This window comes from Arthrobacter sp. AK01 (assembly GCF_021109375.1).
Classification (GTDB): domain Bacteria; phylum Actinomycetota; class Actinomycetes; order Actinomycetales; family Micrococcaceae; genus Arthrobacter.
In genome coordinates, this window is the sequence record NZ_JAJOHP010000080.1 from 1 (window position 1) to 18,816 (window position 18,816).

General features: G+C 63.3%; 19 protein-coding genes. 10 read left to right on the forward strand and 9 right to left on the reverse strand.

Annotation, left to right across the window (positions count from 1 at the left end):
* From zapE to LN996_RS20435, 4 genes are all read right to left on the reverse strand, one after another.
* A partial coding sequence (zapE, locus tag LN996_RS20420; protein WP_231342605.1) for a cell division protein ZapE occupies nucleotides 1-1,257 on the reverse strand: 1,257 nt, incomplete at its 3' end.
* Nucleotides 1,254-2,249, reverse strand: a complete 996-nt coding sequence (gene corA / locus LN996_RS20425; RefSeq protein WP_231342607.1) for a magnesium/cobalt transporter CorA — start codon at nucleotides 2,247-2,249, stop codon at nucleotides 1,254-1,256. The genes corA and zapE, both read right to left, overlap by 4 nt.
* A 10-nt stretch (nucleotides 2,250-2,259) precedes the next feature.
* Nucleotides 2,260-2,685, reverse strand: coding sequence for a DUF1761 domain-containing protein (locus tag LN996_RS20430; protein WP_231342608.1), 426 nt, complete (start codon nucleotides 2,683-2,685; stop codon nucleotides 2,260-2,262).
* A gap of 10 nt (nucleotides 2,686-2,695) precedes the next feature.
* A complete protein-coding gene (locus LN996_RS20435; RefSeq protein WP_231342611.1) occupies nucleotides 2,696-3,238 on the reverse strand; it encodes an Lrp/AsnC family transcriptional regulator in 543 nt (180 codons plus the stop codon).
* 154 nt (nucleotides 3,239-3,392) lie between these two features.
* Between LN996_RS20435 and LN996_RS20440 the strand changes: the two genes are divergently transcribed.
* Nucleotides 3,393-4,628, forward strand: a complete 1,236-nt coding sequence (locus LN996_RS20440) for an MFS transporter (protein ID WP_231342612.1) — start codon at nucleotides 3,393-3,395, stop codon at nucleotides 4,626-4,628.
* Nucleotides 4,629-4,637: 9 nt separating this feature from the next.
* Here LN996_RS20440 and LN996_RS20445 read toward each other — a convergent pair whose 3' ends face one another.
* Genes LN996_RS20445 through LN996_RS20455 form a run of 3 tightly spaced genes read right to left on the reverse strand, consistent with a single transcriptional unit; the run spans nucleotide 4,638 to nucleotide 7,101 of the window.
* Complete coding sequence (locus LN996_RS20445) at nucleotides 4,638-5,144, reverse strand: Lrp/AsnC family transcriptional regulator (protein WP_011775479.1); 507 nt, start codon at nucleotides 5,142-5,144, stop codon at nucleotides 4,638-4,640.
* A 54-nt stretch (nucleotides 5,145-5,198) separates the two neighbouring features.
* Nucleotides 5,199-5,840, reverse strand: a complete 642-nt coding sequence (locus tag LN996_RS20450) for a TMEM175 family protein (protein WP_231342613.1) — start codon at nucleotides 5,838-5,840, stop codon at nucleotides 5,199-5,201.
* A 43-nt stretch (nucleotides 5,841-5,883) separates the two neighbouring features.
* Nucleotides 5,884-7,101 carry an MFS transporter gene (locus LN996_RS20455; RefSeq protein WP_231342614.1) on the reverse strand — a complete coding sequence of 406 codons (1,218 nt, stop codon included), beginning with the start codon at nucleotides 7,099-7,101 and terminating at the stop codon, nucleotides 5,884-5,886.
* A 121-nt stretch (nucleotides 7,102-7,222) separates the two neighbouring features.
* Between LN996_RS20455 and LN996_RS20460 the strand changes: the two genes are divergently transcribed.
* Nucleotides 7,223-8,197 carry a LysR family transcriptional regulator gene (locus tag LN996_RS20460; RefSeq protein WP_231342615.1) on the forward strand — a complete coding sequence of 325 codons (975 nt, stop codon included), beginning with the start codon at nucleotides 7,223-7,225 and terminating at the stop codon, nucleotides 8,195-8,197.
* Here the strand turns inward: LN996_RS20460 and LN996_RS20465 are convergent.
* On the reverse strand, nucleotides 8,172-9,215 hold the full coding sequence (locus tag LN996_RS20465; RefSeq protein ID WP_231342619.1) for a nitronate monooxygenase: 1,044 nt from the start codon (nucleotides 9,213-9,215) through the stop codon (nucleotides 8,172-8,174). The two genes, LN996_RS20460 and LN996_RS20465, sit on opposite strands and share 26 nt — an antisense overlap.
* A 41-nt stretch (nucleotides 9,216-9,256) precedes the next feature.
* Between LN996_RS20465 and LN996_RS20470 the strand changes: the two genes are divergently transcribed.
* Nucleotides 9,257-10,192, forward strand: coding sequence for a BadF/BadG/BcrA/BcrD ATPase family protein (locus LN996_RS20470; RefSeq protein ID WP_231342623.1), 936 nt, complete (start codon nucleotides 9,257-9,259; stop codon nucleotides 10,190-10,192).
* A 7-nt stretch (nucleotides 10,193-10,199) separates the two neighbouring features.
* Here LN996_RS20470 and LN996_RS20475 read toward each other — a convergent pair whose 3' ends face one another.
* Complete coding sequence (locus LN996_RS20475) at nucleotides 10,200-11,231, reverse strand: pirin family protein (RefSeq protein ID WP_231342624.1); 1,032 nt, start codon at nucleotides 11,229-11,231, stop codon at nucleotides 10,200-10,202.
* Between the two features lie 50 nt (nucleotides 11,232-11,281).
* Here LN996_RS20475 and LN996_RS20480 point away from each other — a divergent pair, with 50 nt between their 5' ends.
* The 7 genes from LN996_RS20480 (at nucleotide 11,282) to LN996_RS20510 (ending at nucleotide 18,666) form a co-directional block, all read left to right on the forward strand.
* Nucleotides 11,282-13,078 carry a beta-galactosidase family protein gene (locus LN996_RS20480; RefSeq protein WP_231342626.1) on the forward strand — a complete coding sequence of 599 codons (1,797 nt, stop codon included), beginning with the start codon at nucleotides 11,282-11,284 and terminating at the stop codon, nucleotides 13,076-13,078.
* Nucleotides 13,079-13,108: 30 nt separating this feature from the next.
* Nucleotides 13,109-13,561 (forward strand): NUDIX hydrolase, encoded by a 453-nt coding sequence (locus tag LN996_RS20485; RefSeq protein WP_231342629.1) that lies wholly within the window; start codon nucleotides 13,109-13,111, stop codon nucleotides 13,559-13,561.
* 222 nt (nucleotides 13,562-13,783) lie between these two features.
* On the forward strand, nucleotides 13,784-14,968 hold the full coding sequence (gene rsgA, locus LN996_RS20490; protein ID WP_231342634.1) for a ribosome small subunit-dependent GTPase A: 1,185 nt from the start codon (nucleotides 13,784-13,786) through the stop codon (nucleotides 14,966-14,968).
* A gap of 170 nt (nucleotides 14,969-15,138) precedes the next feature.
* Complete coding sequence (locus LN996_RS20495) at nucleotides 15,139-16,233, forward strand: ABC transporter ATP-binding protein (protein WP_269215863.1); 1,095 nt, start codon at nucleotides 15,139-15,141, stop codon at nucleotides 16,231-16,233.
* Nucleotides 16,233-16,973: an ABC transporter permease gene (locus tag LN996_RS20500; protein ID WP_231342637.1), complete on the forward strand. Its 741-nt coding sequence runs from the start codon at nucleotides 16,233-16,235 to the stop codon at nucleotides 16,971-16,973. The genes LN996_RS20495 and LN996_RS20500 overlap by 1 nt, the downstream gene beginning before the upstream one ends.
* Nucleotides 16,970-17,713, forward strand: a complete 744-nt coding sequence (locus tag LN996_RS20505; RefSeq protein ID WP_231342638.1) for an ABC transporter permease — start codon at nucleotides 16,970-16,972, stop codon at nucleotides 17,711-17,713. The genes LN996_RS20500 and LN996_RS20505 overlap by 4 nt, the downstream gene beginning before the upstream one ends.
* Entirely contained in the window at nucleotides 17,710-18,666 is a 957-nt protein-coding gene (locus LN996_RS20510; protein WP_231342639.1) for an ABC transporter substrate-binding protein, read from the forward strand. The genes LN996_RS20505 and LN996_RS20510 overlap by 4 nt, the downstream gene beginning before the upstream one ends.
* Nucleotides 18,667-18,816 lie beyond the last annotated feature (150 nt).

The following is an 18,816-nucleotide window of genomic DNA, read 5'->3' on the forward strand; positions in this document are numbered from 1 at the left end:
TGGGGGTGGGGGCCGCCTCCCCCCGGCGCGGGCGGGGGGGGGGGGGGTTTTTTTTAAACCCCCCACCCCCCCCCATTTTTTCGCCCCCCCCGGCCCCGCTCCGGCGCGGCCCCCCCCCCCCTCTTCCATTGACACAGCATCGTCCGGGTCTGAACGTCCCAGAAGGGACAAACGGCTGGCAATACGCGCCAAATCAACGGGCAGGACACTGCCCGGGACATCGATATCCCAGTTCAAAGGCCCCGCCCCGACCAGAAACAGCGTGATGTCCTGGTCGTGGAGCACATCCACCACATTGCTGAACCGCTGCCATGCCGGTGCGGATGCCGAATCACCATCTTCCGGCGAAGGAACGTCGTCAATGACCCACGTCCTATAGGTATCGGCCAAAACCAGGAAGTCCGATGTTGACGTCAGCCCGCCGCAAAGCTCCTCAAAACCGACCCAGAGCAAGTCGGCGTCTGAGTTTTTGACAAGCAATGGCTGCGTGGTGGGGCTCACGATCCGGCTCTGTGAGGGCTGGGGCCGGAAGAGGCCAAGGCGCCCCAACTGCGTTGGTGTGCCGGGGGAGATGATGCGTCCGGCGCGAAAAGCCTCAAATCCTGTGGCCGGACCGGTTCCGGGAGTAGGAAAGCGGCGGAAATCCGAGGCACCATTGATCTCCACGACGTCCATCATCTCCTTGATGGCTTCAATGGTGGGTACGAAGTGGTCATGCCAGAGGGGATTGGGCAGGAGGTCGTCCGGGGCGTAGTTCGAGGTCACCACCAAGGGGATCCGGCGCTGGGCTGCGGCCCGTAACAACCGGGCAATGAACATGCCATCGCCGACGTCATGGACGTGGAACTCATCGAAAAAGAGCACATCGATGTCATCCAGCAGGGAGTCCACCGACTGCTGGATGGCCGTTCCGTTGCCGGGCTCGAAGCCGTGTGTCCCGGAGTGGAGCTTGCGGAAGAAGTCGTGGAAATGGACACGCCTCTTCCGTGCCTCCAGCCGTCCGTAGAAGCTATCCATCAGCCAGGTCTTTCCGCGGCCCACCGGCCCGTGGAGGTAGAGGCTTCGCGGCGTCCTCCTTGAGAGCGCACGACGCCGGCCGGTCACTTGGGCGGCGAAAGCCGCCAAGAGCTCAGCTGCTTTCCGCTGGCTGGGCTCAAGCTCGAAACCCGACCGCCCGGCGTCGTGCTCCATGCCGGCCACCAAAGTCCCGGCAATGTCCCGCGCCGTACGCGGAGCAGGCCTCAAGAGAGGCGTCACAGCCACCCTTTGCGTTTGAAGATGGCATACATCAGCAGTGCGGCGCCGACCATGAGTCCCACCGCCAAGGGATAGCCGAAGTCCCAATGCAGCTCGGGCATATGGTCGAAGTTCATGCCGTACACGCCTGCCACAAACGACGGCGCAAAGAGGATGGCAGCCCAGGAGGAGATCTTCTTGACCTGTTCGTTCTGCGCAGCACTGGCCTCGTTCTGCCGGTTCGCGGTCAGCGTGCCATCCAATGTGAGGGCGTTCTGCAACAGATCCCTGAACGAGTTCACCCGTGAGATGACGCGCTGAACGTGATCCTCGACGTCGCGAAGGGAACGCTGCAACTCGATATCCACGCCATACTTTTCGAAGCCCTTTTCCAGCAGCGCCATCATGTCCGGAAGCGGCTGGATGGCCCGCTGGAACTGGATCACTTCACGGGCGAGCTCGTAGATCCGACGCGACACGGTGCTGTCGCCGCTGAAGAGTTGGTCTTCGATTTCGTCGATGTCGTTCTCAAGGCCCGCCACCACTGGCGCATAGTCGTCCACTACCTGGTCCAGGAGGGCGTAGAGCACGGCTTCAGGTCCATGGCAGAGCAGATCCGGACGCGTCTCCAGCCGGTGGCGGACCCGGGCGACTCCACCGGTTTCAGCGTGCCGGATGGTCACCACAAAATTTGGTCCGGTGAAGACGTGCAACTCGCCGAACTCCACAGTCTCGGTTTCATCGAGGTATCTGGCTGGGCGGAGAACAGTGAACAGGTTGTGGTCGTACCGTTCGAGCTTGGGCCGCTGGTGTGCAGAAACAGCGTCCTCAACGGCAAGCTCGTGGAGGTCGAATTCCTGGGCGACGGCGGCCATCTCGTCCTTCGTGGGCCGATACAGGCCGATCCAGGCCATGCCACCATGTTCGGCCAGTGTTTCGAACGTTTGCTCGAGGCTGTGCGGGGTGGCGGTGCGGACGCCGTCTACATATACGGCGTTATCGATGATGGTCACTGGGTGAACGCTACTGCATGGCTCCGATGATGGCGCCCGCAACGGTCATGGCCACGAGGTCGTGGCCGGAATCGATCACTGTCACAGCGGCGGGGCGCCCGGCGAAGCCGTTGTGAATGACATGGCCGCCGGCGCGGAATACCAAGGCCGCGATCAGCGCGAAGAAACCGCCGGCCCAGAAAGTGTTGAGCTCCAGCGCGCTGATAAGGACAGCCAGGAGAATGCTGGTCAGGGCCGCGGCCACCATCATGGGAACCCAGATGCCGGCGCCACCTTCGATGTTTTTGAGGTCGTCTTCGGTCTTGCCGATCGCCTGCATCCACCTGCGTCCAAGGACGGCCGGCATGTACCAGACGAAGCCGATGACCATGCTTGAAACGAAAGCCAGAAGTACAGCGAACCAGTTGATCTGGGAGATGTGTGAGAGCCAATCCATGCCTGAAATCCTAGTCCGTTCGGGCCTGCGGGCCGGTGCTCTGGCTCTCCTGCCTGGGGCGTGTTGGGGCTGCGGACATCCTTTCGATGAGCGGCTCAGTGCGGTACGGGATATGCGTATGCAGGGCCAGAACTGTTTCTGTCCGGATGACACCCTTGGTGCGCAGGACCGAGCGTAACGCCGACTGCAGGTTGTGCGTGTCCGTTGCCACCACCCGGCACCACAGATCGCCGCGCCCTGATATCTCGTGGACCTCCAGCACTTGGGGGATCAGGCGTAAGGCGCCAATGACGCCGTCGAGTTCCCGGTGGGTGACTTCAATCGTGACGAAGGCAACGACGTCGTACCCCACCTTTTCGAGGTCCACTTCACGGCCGGCCGCCTGCAGCACTCCGGTCCGAAGAAGGCGCTTCACGCGGCTCTGGGCGGTATTGCGGGCTATGCCCAGGGCGTCGCTCAACTCAGCGATCTGGATGCGGGGTTCCCTAATGAGTTCCAGCAGGATCTTCAGGTCCATTGGGTCGAGGGTGTTCAAATGGTCACTCCAGCTCATTTGTCGCTTACTACTTTGAGTATTTTGCTCAATCCTTGCACTTTTGCAGCTCTTTGAGCTCAGCACTATTGCATTCTATTGCCATCAATACTTAGCCGGACTGCGCTTCCCACAAGGAAAACCGAAACCGGCGACCGAGCCCGAAGGCATGGAAATGACTGTCTTGAGCGAACTCCGCATGCGTCCGGCCACCGCCGAACGCTGGGGATGGGATGCCTCCACCACTGCCCGGCTGGTCCTGACGGGGGTTGTGATCTTTACGCTCCTGGTTGGCGCCAACCTGGCCACACCCTTGTACCCCCTGCTCCAGGCCAGGCTTGGCCTGTCCTCGCTTGACGTGACGGTGGCCTTCTCAAGCTACGTCCTTGCCTTGGTAGGCGTCCTCATGGTGGCGGGCCACTGGTCGGACCACATCGGACGCCGTGCGGCGCTGGTGCTGGCTGTCTTGGTTGGCTTGGTGGGCGGAGTGATTTTCGCCAACGCGGACACCTTGGTGTCATTGTCCTTGGGCCGGGCTTTCCAAGGAGCAGCAGTTGGACTTGCGACAGGAGCCAGCGCCGCAGCCCTGCGTGAATTGCTGCCCCAGCGGCCCGACTGGGCCTCCCGCTTTACCCTTCTGTCCTCTGCCGGAGGCGTGGCCGCCGGTCCCGCAATCGGCGGCCTCTTATCACTCCTGCCGGACTCGACGCGAACTCCCTACTACGTTCACTCGGCAGTGTTGCTTGCAGCGCTGGTTCCCTTGTGGCTTTTGAAGGCGCGGCCAGCCATTGCACCCGCGGGAGGACCGAAGCCCCTGAAAGTCCTCGCTCCGCGGAGGCCGTCCATCTCGCGTGACGCCCGCGGAGCATTCTGGATGGCAGCGGCCACGGGATTCCTCAGCTTCGCCGTCTTCGGCTTCTGCCTTTCCTTGGCGCCGGGCTACTTCGCCAGCGTGGTGCAGGCTGATTCGAGGCCCCTCATTGGCTTGCTTGCAGGGGTCACTTTGGGTGCTTCCGCGCTGAGCCAGCTGCTGGGTACGCGCGGACGCTTTGTTGTTCCCCTGGCCTTGGTGGTTCTGGGCTCCTCCGTGGTTCTCATCGGAGCAGCGGCCGCATGGTCAAGCCCATGGCTGCTGGTGGCAGCCAGCATCACCGCAGGCGTGGGACAGGGCATTGCGTTCCGGCAGGTCTTCAATGAAGTTGCCGGCAAGGTTGAGGCTGCGCGCCACGCGCAGGTCATCAGCACCGTCTATGTCATCACTTACTTGGGAAGCGCCGTTCCGGTGATCGGGCTGGGACTGGCTGTCTCGGCGCTCGGTCTGCAGGCCGCCGTCGTGGGTTTCACGGTTCTGTGCGGCGTGGCGGCGATGGTCCTTGCGGCCGTCTCGTTTCGACGCGTAGTGCGTTCCTGATTCCCGGCCCTATTCGGGCAGCGGTCCACGGTTGCCGGGTATGTGCTGGAAAACCATGGTGGTTTCCGTGTGACCCACCACGGGGTCAGTGGCGAGGTTGTCGAGGAGCCAGTTTCGGAGGTCGTCAGTGTTGGCGACGGCGATATGGAGCAGGTAGTCCACGGAACCGGTGGTGTGGAAGGTGGAGATGACCGCCGGGAGTTTAGGGACGCGGGCAGTAAAGCGGTCGATTTGGTCGCGGTCGTGGGCGCGAAGGCGAACGGCGATGAGGGCCTGTACCGAACGGCCGATGGCCGGCAGGCTCAAGACGGCTTCAAAGCCTTCGATGATTCCCCGTTCGGAGAGCGCCCTGGTCCGCATCAGGGCCGTGGAAGGGGCGATACCGACCAGCTCCGCCAACTGCTTGTTGGAGATACGGGCGTCGTCCACCAACGCTGCGAGGATTCGTTCGTCGATCGCGTCCAGCGGCTCTGCGCTGCCGGTGCTTGACCGAACATTCTTCGTGGGGTTGCTCACGGATCCTCCTGAAATTGCCTTTCATCCATCCTAATCGGTGAATTCTTCAGGTGACTATCGTTTGGGGCGGGCCCGCCGGTCTCCCCGGTTGGCCAGGAGTTGGAGCGGCTCGCTGAGAAGCATCAGCAACAGGGGGAAGTTGCCGGCGGTCGGAACGGCTAAGGCCACAACAAGAGCCGCAAGGAATAGCCCGGACACTATGCCGCCTGCCCGGATCCCTGACGTCGTTTCAGCGGCATCCATGTCGTGCAGATCCGGGTGGGACCGCAGGTGGACGCGCGCCAGAAGGAGCATAAGGCTGGTAGCGAAAAGCGTTCCGATGTAGACAAGGGGCTGGGCCCAGTCGGATTGCAGTTGGGTGGACAGCGAGGTAGCGACGGGCATCAGCACGATCGTGAACATCCAAGCAACCGTCAACCACAACAGTCCGGAGTCAATGCGCCGGACTTTGTGGAACAGTCGGTGGTGGTGCACCCAGAACACGGCAATGAGGACAAAGCTCAGGACGAAGCCCAGTAAGGCGTACTGCTCCTCGGCCAACCATTGGGCCGTAGTGCCATCGTGGTCCGCCAACTCACCCACGCTATCCATCAGCGGAAGGATCAACAACGTCAAAGCAATCGCCACCACGGCATCCGTAAACGCCTGCAAACGCTCCGGTGACGACAGTTCGCGGGGTTTCGTGACCTGTGTCATGCCTCTGATTGTAGGGGCAGGACCGTTGATATCAGCCGGGGTGTTAGGGCCTCCGGTGCACTATCAAGGTGACGGCCGCCGTCGTGCATGAGAGGGCGATGACGCTCAAAGCCAACGCAGGCCAGCCAAACGCCTGGAAGGCCAAACCGCCGGCCCATCCAATAAGGCTCGAACCCAGGTAGTAGGACAGGTTGTACAGGGACGCTGCCTGCGCGCGGCCAGTAGTAGCGATTGCTCCGGTCCAGCCAGATCCCACGCTGTGGGCTGCAAAGAAGCCGCCTGTGAAGATGACAAGCCCGGCCAGGGTGGCTGCCAGGTTCTCCACCAACGTCAACGCCAGGCCTGCCGACATGACGGCGATCCCGGCCACCAGGACGTTGCGCCTGCCAAATCTCGTGGTCAGCCCCGCAGCCCAGCGTGAGCTGACGGTTCCGGACAAGTAGGCAAGGAAGATGAGGCTGACAACCGTGGCGGGAAGTCCGAAGGGTTCGGCATGCAAGCGAAAGCCCAGGTAGTTGTACACGGCCACGAAGCCGCCCATGAGGAGGAAAGCCTGTAAGTACAACGACACCAGCTTGGGGTTGCTGGAGTGTCCCTTCAGGGTCCGGAGGGCGCCGCGGAATCCCAGTGCCGGGGCCGGGCTGAAGCGGCGTTGCTTGGGAACGAGGACCAGGAACAGGACTGCGGACACAGTGGCCAGCAGGGACACTGCCAGGGCCGCGGCCCGCCAGCCCCAGAGCTCGCCCACGGGTCCGGCCACAAGGCGTCCCGCCAGCCCTCCCAAGGTGGTGCCGGCAACGTAGGTTCCAGCCGCCAACGCGGTGTGTATTTTCGTGACTTCCTCGTTGAGGTAGGCGATGGCTATGGCAGGAATTCCACCCAAGGCCATGCCCTCCAAGGTTCGGAGGCCCAGCAGCAGCGGCACAGTGGGGGCCAGCGGAACCAACAGCCCCAGGAGCGTCGCGGCCGCGATGCCTATGGCCATGGCACGGACCCGCCCAATCCTGTCGGCCACGAAAGACCATGGCAGGACAGTGATGGCAAGGCCCACGGTGGCGAGGGAGATACTGAGGGCGGCTTCGGCTGCTGTGATGTTGAGGTCGCTGGCCATGAGGGGCAGGACAGCCTGGGTGGAATACAGCTGTGCAAAGGTGGCAACGCCGGCAAGCGCCAAAGCGGCGAGCACCCGGCTGTAGCCGCGCGACCCCTTGGCGTGCCCGTCCCATGTTTCTGCGCTGCCCAAGGCGATTGCTTTACTCACCCGGCAAGATTAGGCCTCGCCGGACACCACATTCCAATGCATGAGTCGTCTAGAATTGATGCAATAGAGCATGAATAGTGGGAGATCTGCAGGCAGGGATCACTGCTGAAGGGAGACGACCGTGGAGCCGGACCACCACCAACTCATCCAACTCCTTCCGCTCCTTCCCGTTCTGGCTGAACTTGGCCGCACGGAACATATGACGGAAACCGCGGAGATCCTTGGTGTTCCCCAGTCAACGGTCAGCCGGGCGGTGGCACGGGCCAGTGCCATTGTGGGGATGGACCTGCTGGTGCGCGAGGGCAGGGGGATCCGTCTTACTTCCGCCGCCAGGACCCTGCTGCCCTACATAGAAGCCGCGCTGGAGGACTTCCAAGCCGGCCTTGACCGGGTCAGGCACGAGTCGGACGTAGTCCGTGGACGAATCGGAGTGTCCTTCCAACACACTTTTGGTGAGGCGACTCTTCCCCTGCTCATCAGCGCATTTCGCGGCCGCCACCCCCATGCGGTGTTCGAGCTCTGGCAGGGTCCCCGCGACGACTGCCTGCAACAATTGGCCAGCGGGGACAGCGATTTTGCCTTGATTGCGCCGATCGCACCCGAAGGCAGGGGCATCCACTCCCTGCCGCTCTACCGCGAGCCGCTCAGGGTGGTCCTGCACTACCGGCATCCGCTGGCAGGGCGGTCCAGCCTGCATCTCTCAGAATTGCGGCACGATCCCTACGTGACACTTCCAGCCGGTGTTGGGCTGCGGGCCTTGGGGGAAGCACTCCTGCGTGAAGCAGGCTTCCGCCCAAGGATTGCCTTCGAAGTCCAGGAGTCCACCTCCGCCAGGGGCCTGGTTTCGGCCGGCCTCGGGTTCAGCATCCTTCCGCCTGCGGGTCCCGGCTCAGGTACCGGCCAATTTCTTCCGAAGGCCGAACTCGGGCTCGTCGAAGTGGCGATTGAGTCCGAGTTGGCGTTCCGGCAAATTGGTATCGCCTGGCGGGAGAGAAGTTTCGAACCCGACGCCGTTCGGCTCTTCCGCGAACTCGTCATCTCGGAGGGCGGAGAGTTGCTGGCCGAACTTGTCAGAGCCCGCTCAGGTACTCCCTGACGACGTCTTTCGCCGATCCTTCACGGGCCAACCGCCAGCCGGTGCCCGCCCACAGATTCAGGCGCTGTGGATCACCGGCTGCGGACGAGGCTGCCCGCACCGGTGCCGTGAGGTGATGGATTGCCGGGTAGCCTTCCGGAGCATCCTGATGGTCGCGGACGAAGTCGTTGACCAGCGATCGGGCCAAACGTCCGGTGAAGGCGCGGGTCATGGCCGTTTCAGTAAACGCGGGATCACCCAAAGCATCCTTGTGCAGCTGCCGGGCGCCGCTTTCGTGGGTCCGAACCAGGGCAGTCCCGATTTGCGCGGCTGACGCGCCGGCGTCCAGCACATCACGCAACCCCGGGCCGTCCATGATGGCACCTGCCGCGATCAGCGGAAGCCCGACGGCGGCACGCACTTGGGTGACCAGTTCCGCCGTCGTCCGGGCTGCCGGGGTTCCGGCTGATTCCTTACCGCCCGGCAGGAAGGCCGCTGAGTGTGCGCCCGCTGAGCGGTGCTGGACGGCGAGGGCGTCCGGTCCCTCCTCGGCAGCGGCCAGGGCTTCCCGGACACTGGTGACGCTGCAAATGACGGCGGTTCCGGCCTTCCGGAGCGCGGCCACCACCGGCTTCCCAGGCAGGCCGAAAGCGAAACTGACGAACTCCACGGGATTGGCCAGCAAAACATCGATCTTGTCCTGCCAGGCATCGTCGTCGTCAAGGCGGAGGGGCGGCAGGCCCACCCCGTAGCGCGCCGCATCGGGTTCCAGCTCTGCCCGGTAGGCCTGAAGCCGCGCCTGCTCAGCCTGGCTGGGCGCGAGTTGGCGGGCATCAGGCACAAAGACGTTCATGCCAAAGGGGGCGTTGAGGGCCCGCGTCGCCGTGATCTCGGCAACCATCGCCTCCGGGCTTTTGTAGCCTGCGGCGAGGAAACCCAGACCGCCGCCCTCATGAACTGCCTGCACCAACGCGGGCGTGGACGTTCCCCCGGCCATGGGGGCTGCAATAAACGCTGTACCAAACAGGGATTCGGGCATGTGCGGTTTCTCCTCCGGACGCTCCAAGCTAGTCTGTCACGGTGAACAATCCTGACTCTGCCCAGCATTCCCTCGCCGATACGGAAGCCGTGCCCGGAACCGTCATCGGGCTCGACATCGGCGGTACGAAAACACGCGGCGTGCGCTTTGAAAATGGTTTGCCGGTCGTAGACGAAAGTGCCGGCAGTTCCAACGTGCAAAATGTCAGCCGGGAGCAGGCCGCGGCCAACCTCGCTGAATTGTTCGCGAAGGTCGGTGGCGGACACGTTGACGAGGTGTACGCCGGTGCAGGGGGGATCGATACTGACCAGGACGCCCAGGCGCTCGCCGAGCTGATCGCGCCCCATGCCCCCGGCGCCCGCATCACGGTGGTTCACGACTCACGTTTGCTGCTGGCAGCCGGCGGAGCCAGCACGGGAGTAGCGGTCATTGCGGGGACCGGCTCAGCGGCGTGGGGAAAAAACGACGCCGGAGAGGAAGCCCGCGCAGGCGGCTGGGGATACCTTCTGGGTGACGAAGGCAGCGGCTTCTGGCTGGGGCGGGAAGCCGTCCGGCACAGCCTGCGCCGGATGAACCAAGGCCTGGAGCCGGACCGGCTTAGCCGCGCGTTGTTGGACTCGTGCGGCGTGGACGAACCCGGTAAGCTGATCGCCCTTTTCCACTCACCGGACACGGGTCGCCGGTACTGGGCGCAGCAAGCACGCCTCGTGGTGGAAGCAGCCGACACCGGCGACGAAACCAGCAAGGCTTTGGTGGAACAGGCAGGCCGCGACCTCGCCGAGCTCGCCGGGCAAGCCGTTCGGCAGTTGCGACTGGACGGGCCGGTGATCCTGGGAAGCGGACTTGGCATGAATGTTCCCCGGCTGCAGGAAGCATTCAAGGCGAAGCTGGCCGAAGACGGCATTGTTGATGTACGCATACTTCAGCAGGATCCCGTGTTCGGCGTCCCGCGGTTGGTGGCCGAGCAGCGCCGTTAGCAGCGGCCTAACCGCGGGTTCGTGGCCGCAGTCTAACGCCGGGAAGCGGAGGAGCGGGAATGCGGCCGGCCTCCGGTCCGGCATCGGGACCATGGCCGGGGACGAAGCCGAAGCGTGAGGCGGTGGCAGCGTCGTCGTCGAGGAGTCCCTCTGCTTCCCATTCCTCACGCGCCTGTTCGACTTCCTCGTGGGTCCGCCCAACGAAGTTCCACCACATGAGCAGATCCTCGCCGAACGGTTCGCCGCCGAGGAGCATGAACCGCGTGTCCGGCCCGGCTACGACATCAAGGTTGGTCCGGCCCGCCCCCAGGTAGGCCAGCGGGCCGGCCTCTATGTCTTGACCGTCGATGACCACATGGCCGTCCAGCACCAATACTGCGTGTTCAAAGTCCGGACGCACGGGCAGCTCAAGTGGGCCGGAGCCCGTGATATCGGCTCCAACGATGGGGCTGAACATGGTGGCTGGGGAGCGTTGGCCGGCGAATTCGCCCACCATCACGGTGGCCGTAAAGCCTTCGCCGACTGCTACCGGCAGGTCCTTCACCTGCTCGAAGGACGGCGGACGGTGGCGGTGCTCCTCAGGAAGGGCTACCCACAGTTGGAGCCCACGCGAAACGGGAATCCCTTGCGCCTCGGGGCTTGATCCTGCCGCGGTGGTGGAGGGGAGGACCGAGAACTCCGAGTGTGAGATGCCATGGCCTGCTGTCATGATGTTCAGCTCGCCCGGCCGTACCACGACATCGCTGCCCACGCTGTCGCGGTGCCGCACTGCGCCTTCCAAAGGCCAGGTGACCGTTTGGAGCCCACAGTGCGGATGGGGAAGGACGCTCATGGCCACCCTGTCGGGGCCGAAGCTGTCCAGGAAGCACCATGCGCCAACAGTCGGCAGCCCGCGCTGGGGCAGCGTCCTCATGACATTCATGGCACGAACCCCACCCAAGGGAACCTCACGTTCGGGCCACAGCTGAACGCACGGACCCTGATCTTCCGTAGCTGCCGGGCACACTTCTTGTGCCGGAGAAGTATCAAGATTGGTCATGTGTTCATCACCTGTGCATAAATGTTGGAAATTGAGCTAATCTGTTCCGTGTGAACAACGCCCTCTTGAGCTACCACGACGCCGTCCTTTACCGTTCGGGTGAACCGTATCGCATCCTCGCCGGAGCCATCCACTACTTCCGCGTGCATCCGGACCTGTGGCAGGACCGGCTGCGCCGGCTCAAGGCAATGGGCGCCAACACTGTTGACACATACGTTGCCTGGAACTTCCACCAGCCTAAGCGCGATCAGGCTCCGGACTTCAGCGGGTGGCGCGACCTGGGACGGTTCATTGACGTCGCAGCTGGTGAAGGATTGGACGTCATCGTCCGTCCCGGGCCGTACATCTGTGCTGAATGGGACAACGGCGGCTTTCCCGCCTGGCTGACAGGCATCCCGGGCCTTGGCCTGCGCTGCATGGACCCGGTGTTCACCGCAGCCATCGAGGAGTGGTTCGATCACCTCCTTCCCATCATTGCCTCGCGGCAGAGCTCTGCAGGTGGTCCTGTGGTGGCGGTTCAAATCGAGAATGAGTACGGCAGCTACGGCGACGACCATGATTACATCCGCTGGAACCGGCAGGTGCTTGAGGAACGCGGTATCACGGAGATGCTCTTTACGGCTGACGGTGGCAACGACTACTTCCTCGACGGCGGTTCCATCGAAGGCACCTGGGCGACGGCAACGTTGGGAAGCCGCGGCGACGAGGCCGTAGCCACCTGGCAGCGACGACGGCCCGGTGAGCCGTTCTTCAACGTTGAGTTCTGGGGCGGTTGGTTTGACCACTGGGGCGAACTGCACCACCGCCGCGACGCCGATGACGCAGCACTCGAAGCCCGGAAAATGCTCGATCTCGGCGGTTCGATCTGCGCCTACATGGCTCACGGCGGAACCAACTTTGGCCTCAGCTCCGGCAGCAACCATGACGGCACCATGCTTCAGCCGACCGTCACCAGCTACGACTCCGACGCGCCCATCGCTGAGAACGGTGCACTCACGCCGAAGTTCCACGCCTTCCGCCGGGAGTTCTTCCGCGCGCAGGGCATTGAAGAGCTGCCCGAACTCCCTGTTGAGTTGCTGGCCGGGGCCCCGGTGCTTCCGGCGCAGACCTTGCCATTGACGGAGGGGCAGGATCTGTTGGAGCTCGTTGGAAACGCAGGCGGGGTGGTCAGCAGCGTCAAGCCACTCAGCTTCGAAGAATTGGGACTCGACGCCGGCCTGGTGCTGTACAGCTCCGAAGCCATCCTGCCAGGACGGGCTGATACTCCTACGGAGAGCCGGCTAAAGATCACCGGCCTGAACGACCGTGCCTATGTTTGGGTGGATGGCGTCTTCGCCGGCGTCCTGGACGACGTCACTGGAGCGGAAGGCCTGACGGTTACCGGCACAGGTATTCCAGCCAAGCTGGACATCCTGGTCGAGAACCTGGGGCGCATCAACTACGGACCCCTGACAGGCCAGGGCAAGGGCATCCTGGGCGGTGTCCTCATCAACCAGCGGTACACCTTCCATTGGACACAGACTCCCGTTGCGCTCGCCGACTGGAAGCAAGAGGACCTGGAGTCCCTGGCCGGAACCGACTTTGAGGTAGATGAGCCGGCCGACACCTACATTGCCTTGCCCGATTCCGGGAAGGGCTTCATCTGGCTCAACGGTTTCCTCCTGGGCAGGTATTGGGAGAAGGGCCCACAAGTCACCCTCTATGCGCCAGCCCCGTTGCTGAAATCCGGCCGCAACAGCATTAAGGTGCTGGAGCTTGGTAAGCCGGGCACCGTCGTCGAGCTTCGCGAGGCGCCTGACCTTGGTCCCGAAGAAGCAGGTCCCATCACCGCCGCTGAGCTTCCCTAACGATGTGATTCAAGGATTTATGCTGGCTGCATGAGCCTGCAGTTCGATACCCGCCCAGCCGCGTACGCCGTGATTGTCCAGGAGGAGAAGATCCTGCTGGCCTATTGGAAGCAGGACGGCAAAGAAGGGTGGACGCTTCCGGGCGGAGGCCTTGATCTGGCCGAACACCCGGTGGATGGGTGCAGGCGCGAGGTATTCGAGGAAACCGGCTACCAAGCGCGCATCGAACGCATGCTGGGCATCGATGTAGGCCACTGGCCGGGCGAGGCCAGACCTGACGGTTCCGTGAAGGACTTCCAAGCCCTCCGCCTGGTCTATGAGGCCACGGTGGTGGGCGGCGAACTGACCCACGAGGTGGATGGCAGCACCACCCACGCCGCGTGGATTCCGTTGCTGGACATCGGGAAACTCAACCGGGTGTCCTTGGTGGACACGGCACTGCGCATGCACCGGGAGCGCCCGGCAGACGGGAAGCTGAGCTAGAAAGCGCCGCGAAAGACTAGCCAAAGCGTCACCGCTTGGCTACGCTAAACAACGTTGCCGGCACTTCATCTGCCGGCCGGATGCCGAGGAGGTGGATTTTGATGATTGCCACGATCTTGCGCGCCCCGCACTCAGTTGCGGCGTGCCGTCATCAGCCCACCAATCTTGTCCCGGCATCAGCCTGCCGAATCTAGGCGGCCGGGCCTCACCAGAGGCATTTCATTGAATACTTACGCTTCTTCAAGCGACCCTTCCTTCAGTTCCACCAAGCAACTTCCCAAAAATCTGTTTCACGGACCGGTGGAGTACGGCTTCACGGACAAGACCGTGGGACTTTTCGCTGCCCACCCGGCGCCGGCGGCCCAGGAAACTTCCAGCCCGGGCCGCGTAGTGCGCCTGGACCGGAATCGGGTGCTCGTAGCATCCGCAGAGGGTCTCCTGCACCTGCCCTATCCACTGCACGGGCTTGTGCCAGCCACCGGAGACTGGGTATGGCTCGGCCACAACAACGCAGGTGAGCCTGCCGTCGTCGAGGTCCTGCCGCGGCATTCCGCACTCAGCCGCAAACGCGCCTTCGAAGCTTCCTCGGAGGAACAAATCCTGGGCAGCAACATCGATATCGTCGCGGTGGTCGTCCCAGTGGACCGTCCCCTCACCCATAACCGCCTTGAGCGGACGCTCGTGGCGGCATGGGATTCCGGTGCCACGCCTCTTGTCGTCATTACCAAAGCGGACCTTGCCGACTTGGCAGACGATGTCGTGGGTGAAGTCATCCTGCAAGCTGCCGGCGTGGATGTCGTCACCACGTCGGCGGAGCAGGGCGACGGGCTCGACGAATTGATGCAGCACATTCCCGCTGGCGCTACTTTGGTCCTGCTTGGCCCTTCCGGCGCAGGGAAATCAACGCTCATCAATGCCCTCGCGGGCCGGGACGTCCAACAAACCGGCGCGGTCCGCGCTGGCGACGGCAAAGGCAAGCACACCACAACATCACGCGAGTTGGTGCCCCTGTCCGGCGGCGCGGTCCTGATGGACACCCCAGGCGTCCGCGGATTTGGACTCTTTGATGCAGACGATGGCATGGAGGAGATGTTCGGCGACCTGGAGGAACTCTTCACCCGTTGCCGCTTCGCGGATTGCGTCCACCAAGCCGAACCCGGGTGCGCAGTTCAGGAAGCACTGGCTGAAGAAGCCCTCGATCCCCGGCGCTGGGCAAGCTACCAGAAATTGCAACGTGAGTTGGCAGCCCTTGCCAGGAAACATGACGCAGCGGCGCGGCGGGCCTACCAGCGCGAATGGCACCAGAAGGTCGTCTCAGCGAGCAGGGGCCAGCGCGCGGCGGAACGATACAGGCACGATCAAGCTGAGGAACGGGCCGGGAAAGGCGGCAAACGAAGGAAACGCTGAACATTGCCGATTCATTACGGAAAACGTGGCGGCGCTGACATCGCCGGTGGGGCTGGCTACGCTGGGTGAAGATTGCTTTGCAGCCAAGTAATAAGAGTGCATATGATCGTGTGGCTCTACCGATGTTCTCGACCACCGATGTTTTCGACCACAGATAGGTAAGCCCGGGTATGGCCGAAGCCATGATTGAGTTCCAGAGCGTAACCAAGCAATACCAGGGCGGGCAGCCGGCGGTGGACGCCCTGAGCATGTCCATCGACAAAGGCTCGATCACGGTGTTCGTTGGGCCTTCAGGCTGTGGCAAGACCACATCCCTGCGCATGATCAACCGGATGGTGGAGCCCTCCAGCGGAACCATCACAGTGGCAGGCGAGGACGTCTCGCACGTGCCTGCAGCGCAGCTCCGCCGTTCAATGGGCTACGTCATGCAGTCATCGGGCCTGCTGCCGCATCGTTCGGTGCTGGATAACATCGCCACCGTCCCGCGGCTTAACGGCGTTCCCAAGGCAGCGGCGCGGAAACGTGCCGCGGAACTGCTCGACGTCGTCGGACTGGCTTCCGTTCTTGGCAAGCGGTACCCGTCCCAACTCTCGGGTGGTCAGCAGCAGCGCGTCGGGGTTGCCCGGGCGCTCGCTGCTGATCCGCCTGTCCTGCTCATGGACGAACCCTTCAGTGCTGTGGATCCCGTGGTCCGGGACGAACTGCAGCAGGAACTCCTGCGCCTGCAGAGGGAACTGGCCAAGACCATCGTTTTCGTCACGCACGACATCGATGAAGCTACGGTTCTTGGCGACAAAGTTGCCGTCTTTGCCGTTGGCGGAAAGCTGGCGCAATATGCGGCGCCGGAGGAGATCCTGCGGGCACCGGCGAACGACTTTGTTGCCTCTTTCGTGGGGCGCGACCGCGGCTTCAGGCACCTTGCCTTCAACCCCGCGGACGCTGTGACGTTGCACCCGGTGACCATGGTCGGTCCTTCCGATGGCCGTCACGCGGGCCGGGAAACGGGCGAGTGGGCCTTGGTCGTGGATGAGGATTCGCGTCCGCTCGGGTGGTCCTCGCCCCGTGATGGTGCCGGGTTGATCCCTGGCGGATCGCTCTTCCGCAAGGGCGACACCCTGAGGCGTGCTTTGGATGCCGCGTTGTCGTCGCCGTCGGGGCTGGGCGTTGCAGTGGACGACGACGGCCGGGTGGCCGGGGTCTTGAAGGCGCCGGAAGTCCTGTCGCTCATTGAAGAAGTCCGCCACCAAAGGGAGGACGCCACCTGATGGAGTGGTTCCTCAATAACAGTGGCATGGTCCTGGGCCTGGCGGGCCAGCACATGGTGCTTGCCCTCATTCCCATGATCCTTGGCTTGTTGATTTCCATCCCGTTGGCCCAGCTGGCCAGGCGCAACAGCACGCTCAGGTCCGTCGTGGCCACGGCCACGTCGTTGCTCTACACCATTCCCTCCCTGGCACTGTTCATCATTCTCCCCACCGTCCTGGGCACCCGGATCCTGGATCCGCTGAACGTTGTGGTGGCGTTGACCATCTATGCTGTCGCCTTGCTGGTCCGTGCGGCCATGGACGCCTTCGACTCCGTGGACGACGATCTCCGCAACGCTGCCGTCGCCATGGGCTTCAAACCCCTGGCCCGCTTCTTCCAAGTGGATCTCCCGTTGTCGCTGCCCGTGATGTTTGCAGGCCTGCGGGTCGTCTCTGTCAGCAACATCTCTCTGGTCAGCGTCGCTGCGCTGCTCGGGGTGGGCAATCTCGGGTTCCTGTTCACCGACGGGCTCCAGCGCACGTTTATCACCGAAGTGGTGGTGGGTATTATCGCGATTCTGGTGCTTGCACTGCTGATGGATGCTGTCCTGGTGGTTCTGGAGCGCCTTCTGACTCCTTGGACGCGGGCGGCCGGCGGTAAGCCGAACCGGCCGGATGCCAATACCCTCGTTACCGAGCCCAAAGCAGGACCTGCCACCCAGCACGCAGCCCTTCGCCCCGATCCGGGGGCATCCGCATGAACATCTTCGCCGAGACCATTGCCTGGCTGACCGATCCCTCCCACTGGACAGGGAGCGGCGGAATTCCCACCCGGATACTGGAACACCTCCAGTACAGCGCGCTGGTGCTCCTCATCGCAGCCGCCATCGCAATGCCTATCGGTCTCTACATCGGGCACACGGGCCGCGGCCGGGTAGTCGCTGTTGCAGTTGCCGGGGCACTTCGCGCCCTCCCAACACTGGGTTTGCTGGTCCTTTTCGCCTTGCTCGCCGGCACCGGCTTGATGCCGCCTGTGTGGGCCCTTGTCATTCTTACGGTTCCGCCGCTGCTGGCAGGCACGTACGCCGGCATCTCCAGCGTCGATGCCACCGTGGTGGACGCCGCCCGGGCCATGGGCATGACCGAACTCCAGATCCTGTTCCGGGTGGAATTACCCAATGGCCTCCAGGTGATGTTCGGCGGCATCCGCACGGCGGTTCTGCAGGTCATCGCGACTGTTTCAGTGGTGGCTTACCTGCCGCTGGGTGGGCTGGGGCGTTACCTGTTTGACGGACTTGTCCTGCAGGATTTCCCCCGAATGCTCGGCGGTTCGTTGCTCATTGCAGGGCTGGCCATCGCCGTGGACCTTATCGTTGCCGGCGTGCAGAGGCTTATCCTCTCGCCCGGCCTGACCCTCGACTCAAGCGGCCGCCAGAAGGCGGCCGATGATCTCACAGCCACAGCTCCCGCAGGGGCTGCCGTTCAAGGAGGTACACCATGAAAAATCCCGTTCCCATGACCCTTACGCGCCGTGGTCTCGGCGGCCTCGCAGCTGGACTGGGTGTAGCCCTCGCATTGAGCGCGTGTGGCGGCAGCCCGTTGGCCACGCCCTCCACCTCTGCGCCGAGCGGCTCCGCTGCCGGCGGCTCCCTGGTTGTCGGTTCGGCCGACTTCCCGGAGAGCCAGGTCATCGCCGAGATCTACGTCGGCGCTCTCAACGCCGCAGGTCTGACGGCCACGTCCAAGCCGAATATCGGTTCGCGCGAAATCTACTTCAAGGCCGTCCAGGATGGCTCCGTCGACCTCGTCCCGGACTACTCCGGCAACCTGCTCTCCTTTGTGGACACCGAAGCAAAGGAAGTTTCCGCGGAGGATGTTTATAAGGCCCTCCCAGGCAAGCTTCCGGAGGGACTCGCCGTCCTGGAGCCGGCGAAGGCCGAGTCCAAGGACGCCATGGTGGTTACCAAGGCCACGGCTGAGAAGTACCAGCTCAAGTCCATCGAGGACTTGGCCAAGGTCTGCAAGGACTTCACCATGGCGGCTCCGGCAACGTTTGAAACGCGTGCCTACGGCTTCCCGGGGCTGAAGGCCAACTATGGTTGCGAGCTCAAGGGCCTCCAGCCCTTCAGCGACGGCGGCGGCAACCTGACCCTCCAAGCCCTTCTGGAGGACAAGGTCCAGGTGGCCGACATCTACACCACCACGCCTTCCATCGCAGATAACGACCTCGTGGTCCTTGAAGACCCGAAGAACAACTTCAAGGCCCAGCAGGTCCTGCCGCTGGTCAAGGAGGCCAAGATGACGGACAAGGCCAAGGAAGCGCTCAACAACGTCTCCAAGATCCTGACCACCGATGACCTGATCAACCTGAACCGTGCGGTCAGCGGCGACCAGAAGCAGGCACCCAAGGATGCAGCAGCCGCATGGCTGAAGGACAAGGGCATCGTCAAGTAACGCCTGACTAAAACCGCGTACGACGGGGGGGGGGGGCCCCCCGGGGGGGGGCGCCCCCCCGGGGGGTTTTTTTTTGTTTTTTGTTGGGAAATAACAAACACCCGGGGGGGGTTTTTTGTGGGGGGGGGGATTAAAACAAGCCCCCCCCAG

Bases quoted from the DNA above. Each gene is read 5' to 3' on its own strand.
- LN996_RS20465 (WP_231342619.1), bottom strand. From the start codon at position 9,215: ATGCCCGAATCCCTGTTTGGTACAGCGTTTATTGCAGCCCCCATGGCC.
- LN996_RS20495 (WP_269215863.1), top strand. From the start codon at position 15,139: ATGGCCGAAGCCATGATTGAGTTCCAGAGCGTAACCAAGCAATACCAG.
- LN996_RS20435 (WP_231342611.1), bottom strand. From the start codon at position 3,238: ATGAGCTGGAGTGACCATTTGAACACCCTCGACCCAATGGACCTGAAG.
- LN996_RS20505 (WP_231342638.1), top strand. From the start codon at position 16,970: ATGAACATCTTCGCCGAGACCATTGCCTGGCTGACCGATCCCTCCCAC.
- LN996_RS20440 (WP_231342612.1), top strand. From the start codon at position 3,393: ATGACTGTCTTGAGCGAACTCCGCATGCGTCCGGCCACCGCCGAACGC.
- LN996_RS20485 (WP_231342629.1), top strand. From the start codon at position 13,109: ATGAGCCTGCAGTTCGATACCCGCCCAGCCGCGTACGCCGTGATTGTC.
- LN996_RS20475 (WP_231342624.1), bottom strand. From the start codon at position 11,231: ATGACCAATCTTGATACTTCTCCGGCACAAGAAGTGTGCCCGGCAGCT.
- LN996_RS20430 (WP_231342608.1), bottom strand. From the start codon at position 2,685: ATGGATTGGCTCTCACACATCTCCCAGATCAACTGGTTCGCTGTACTT.
- LN996_RS20450 (WP_231342613.1), bottom strand. From the start codon at position 5,840: ATGACACAGGTCACGAAACCCCGCGAACTGTCGTCACCGGAGCGTTTG.
- LN996_RS20510 (WP_231342639.1), top strand. From the start codon at position 17,710: ATGAAAAATCCCGTTCCCATGACCCTTACGCGCCGTGGTCTCGGCGGC.
- LN996_RS20500 (WP_231342637.1), top strand. From the start codon at position 16,233: ATGGAGTGGTTCCTCAATAACAGTGGCATGGTCCTGGGCCTGGCGGGC.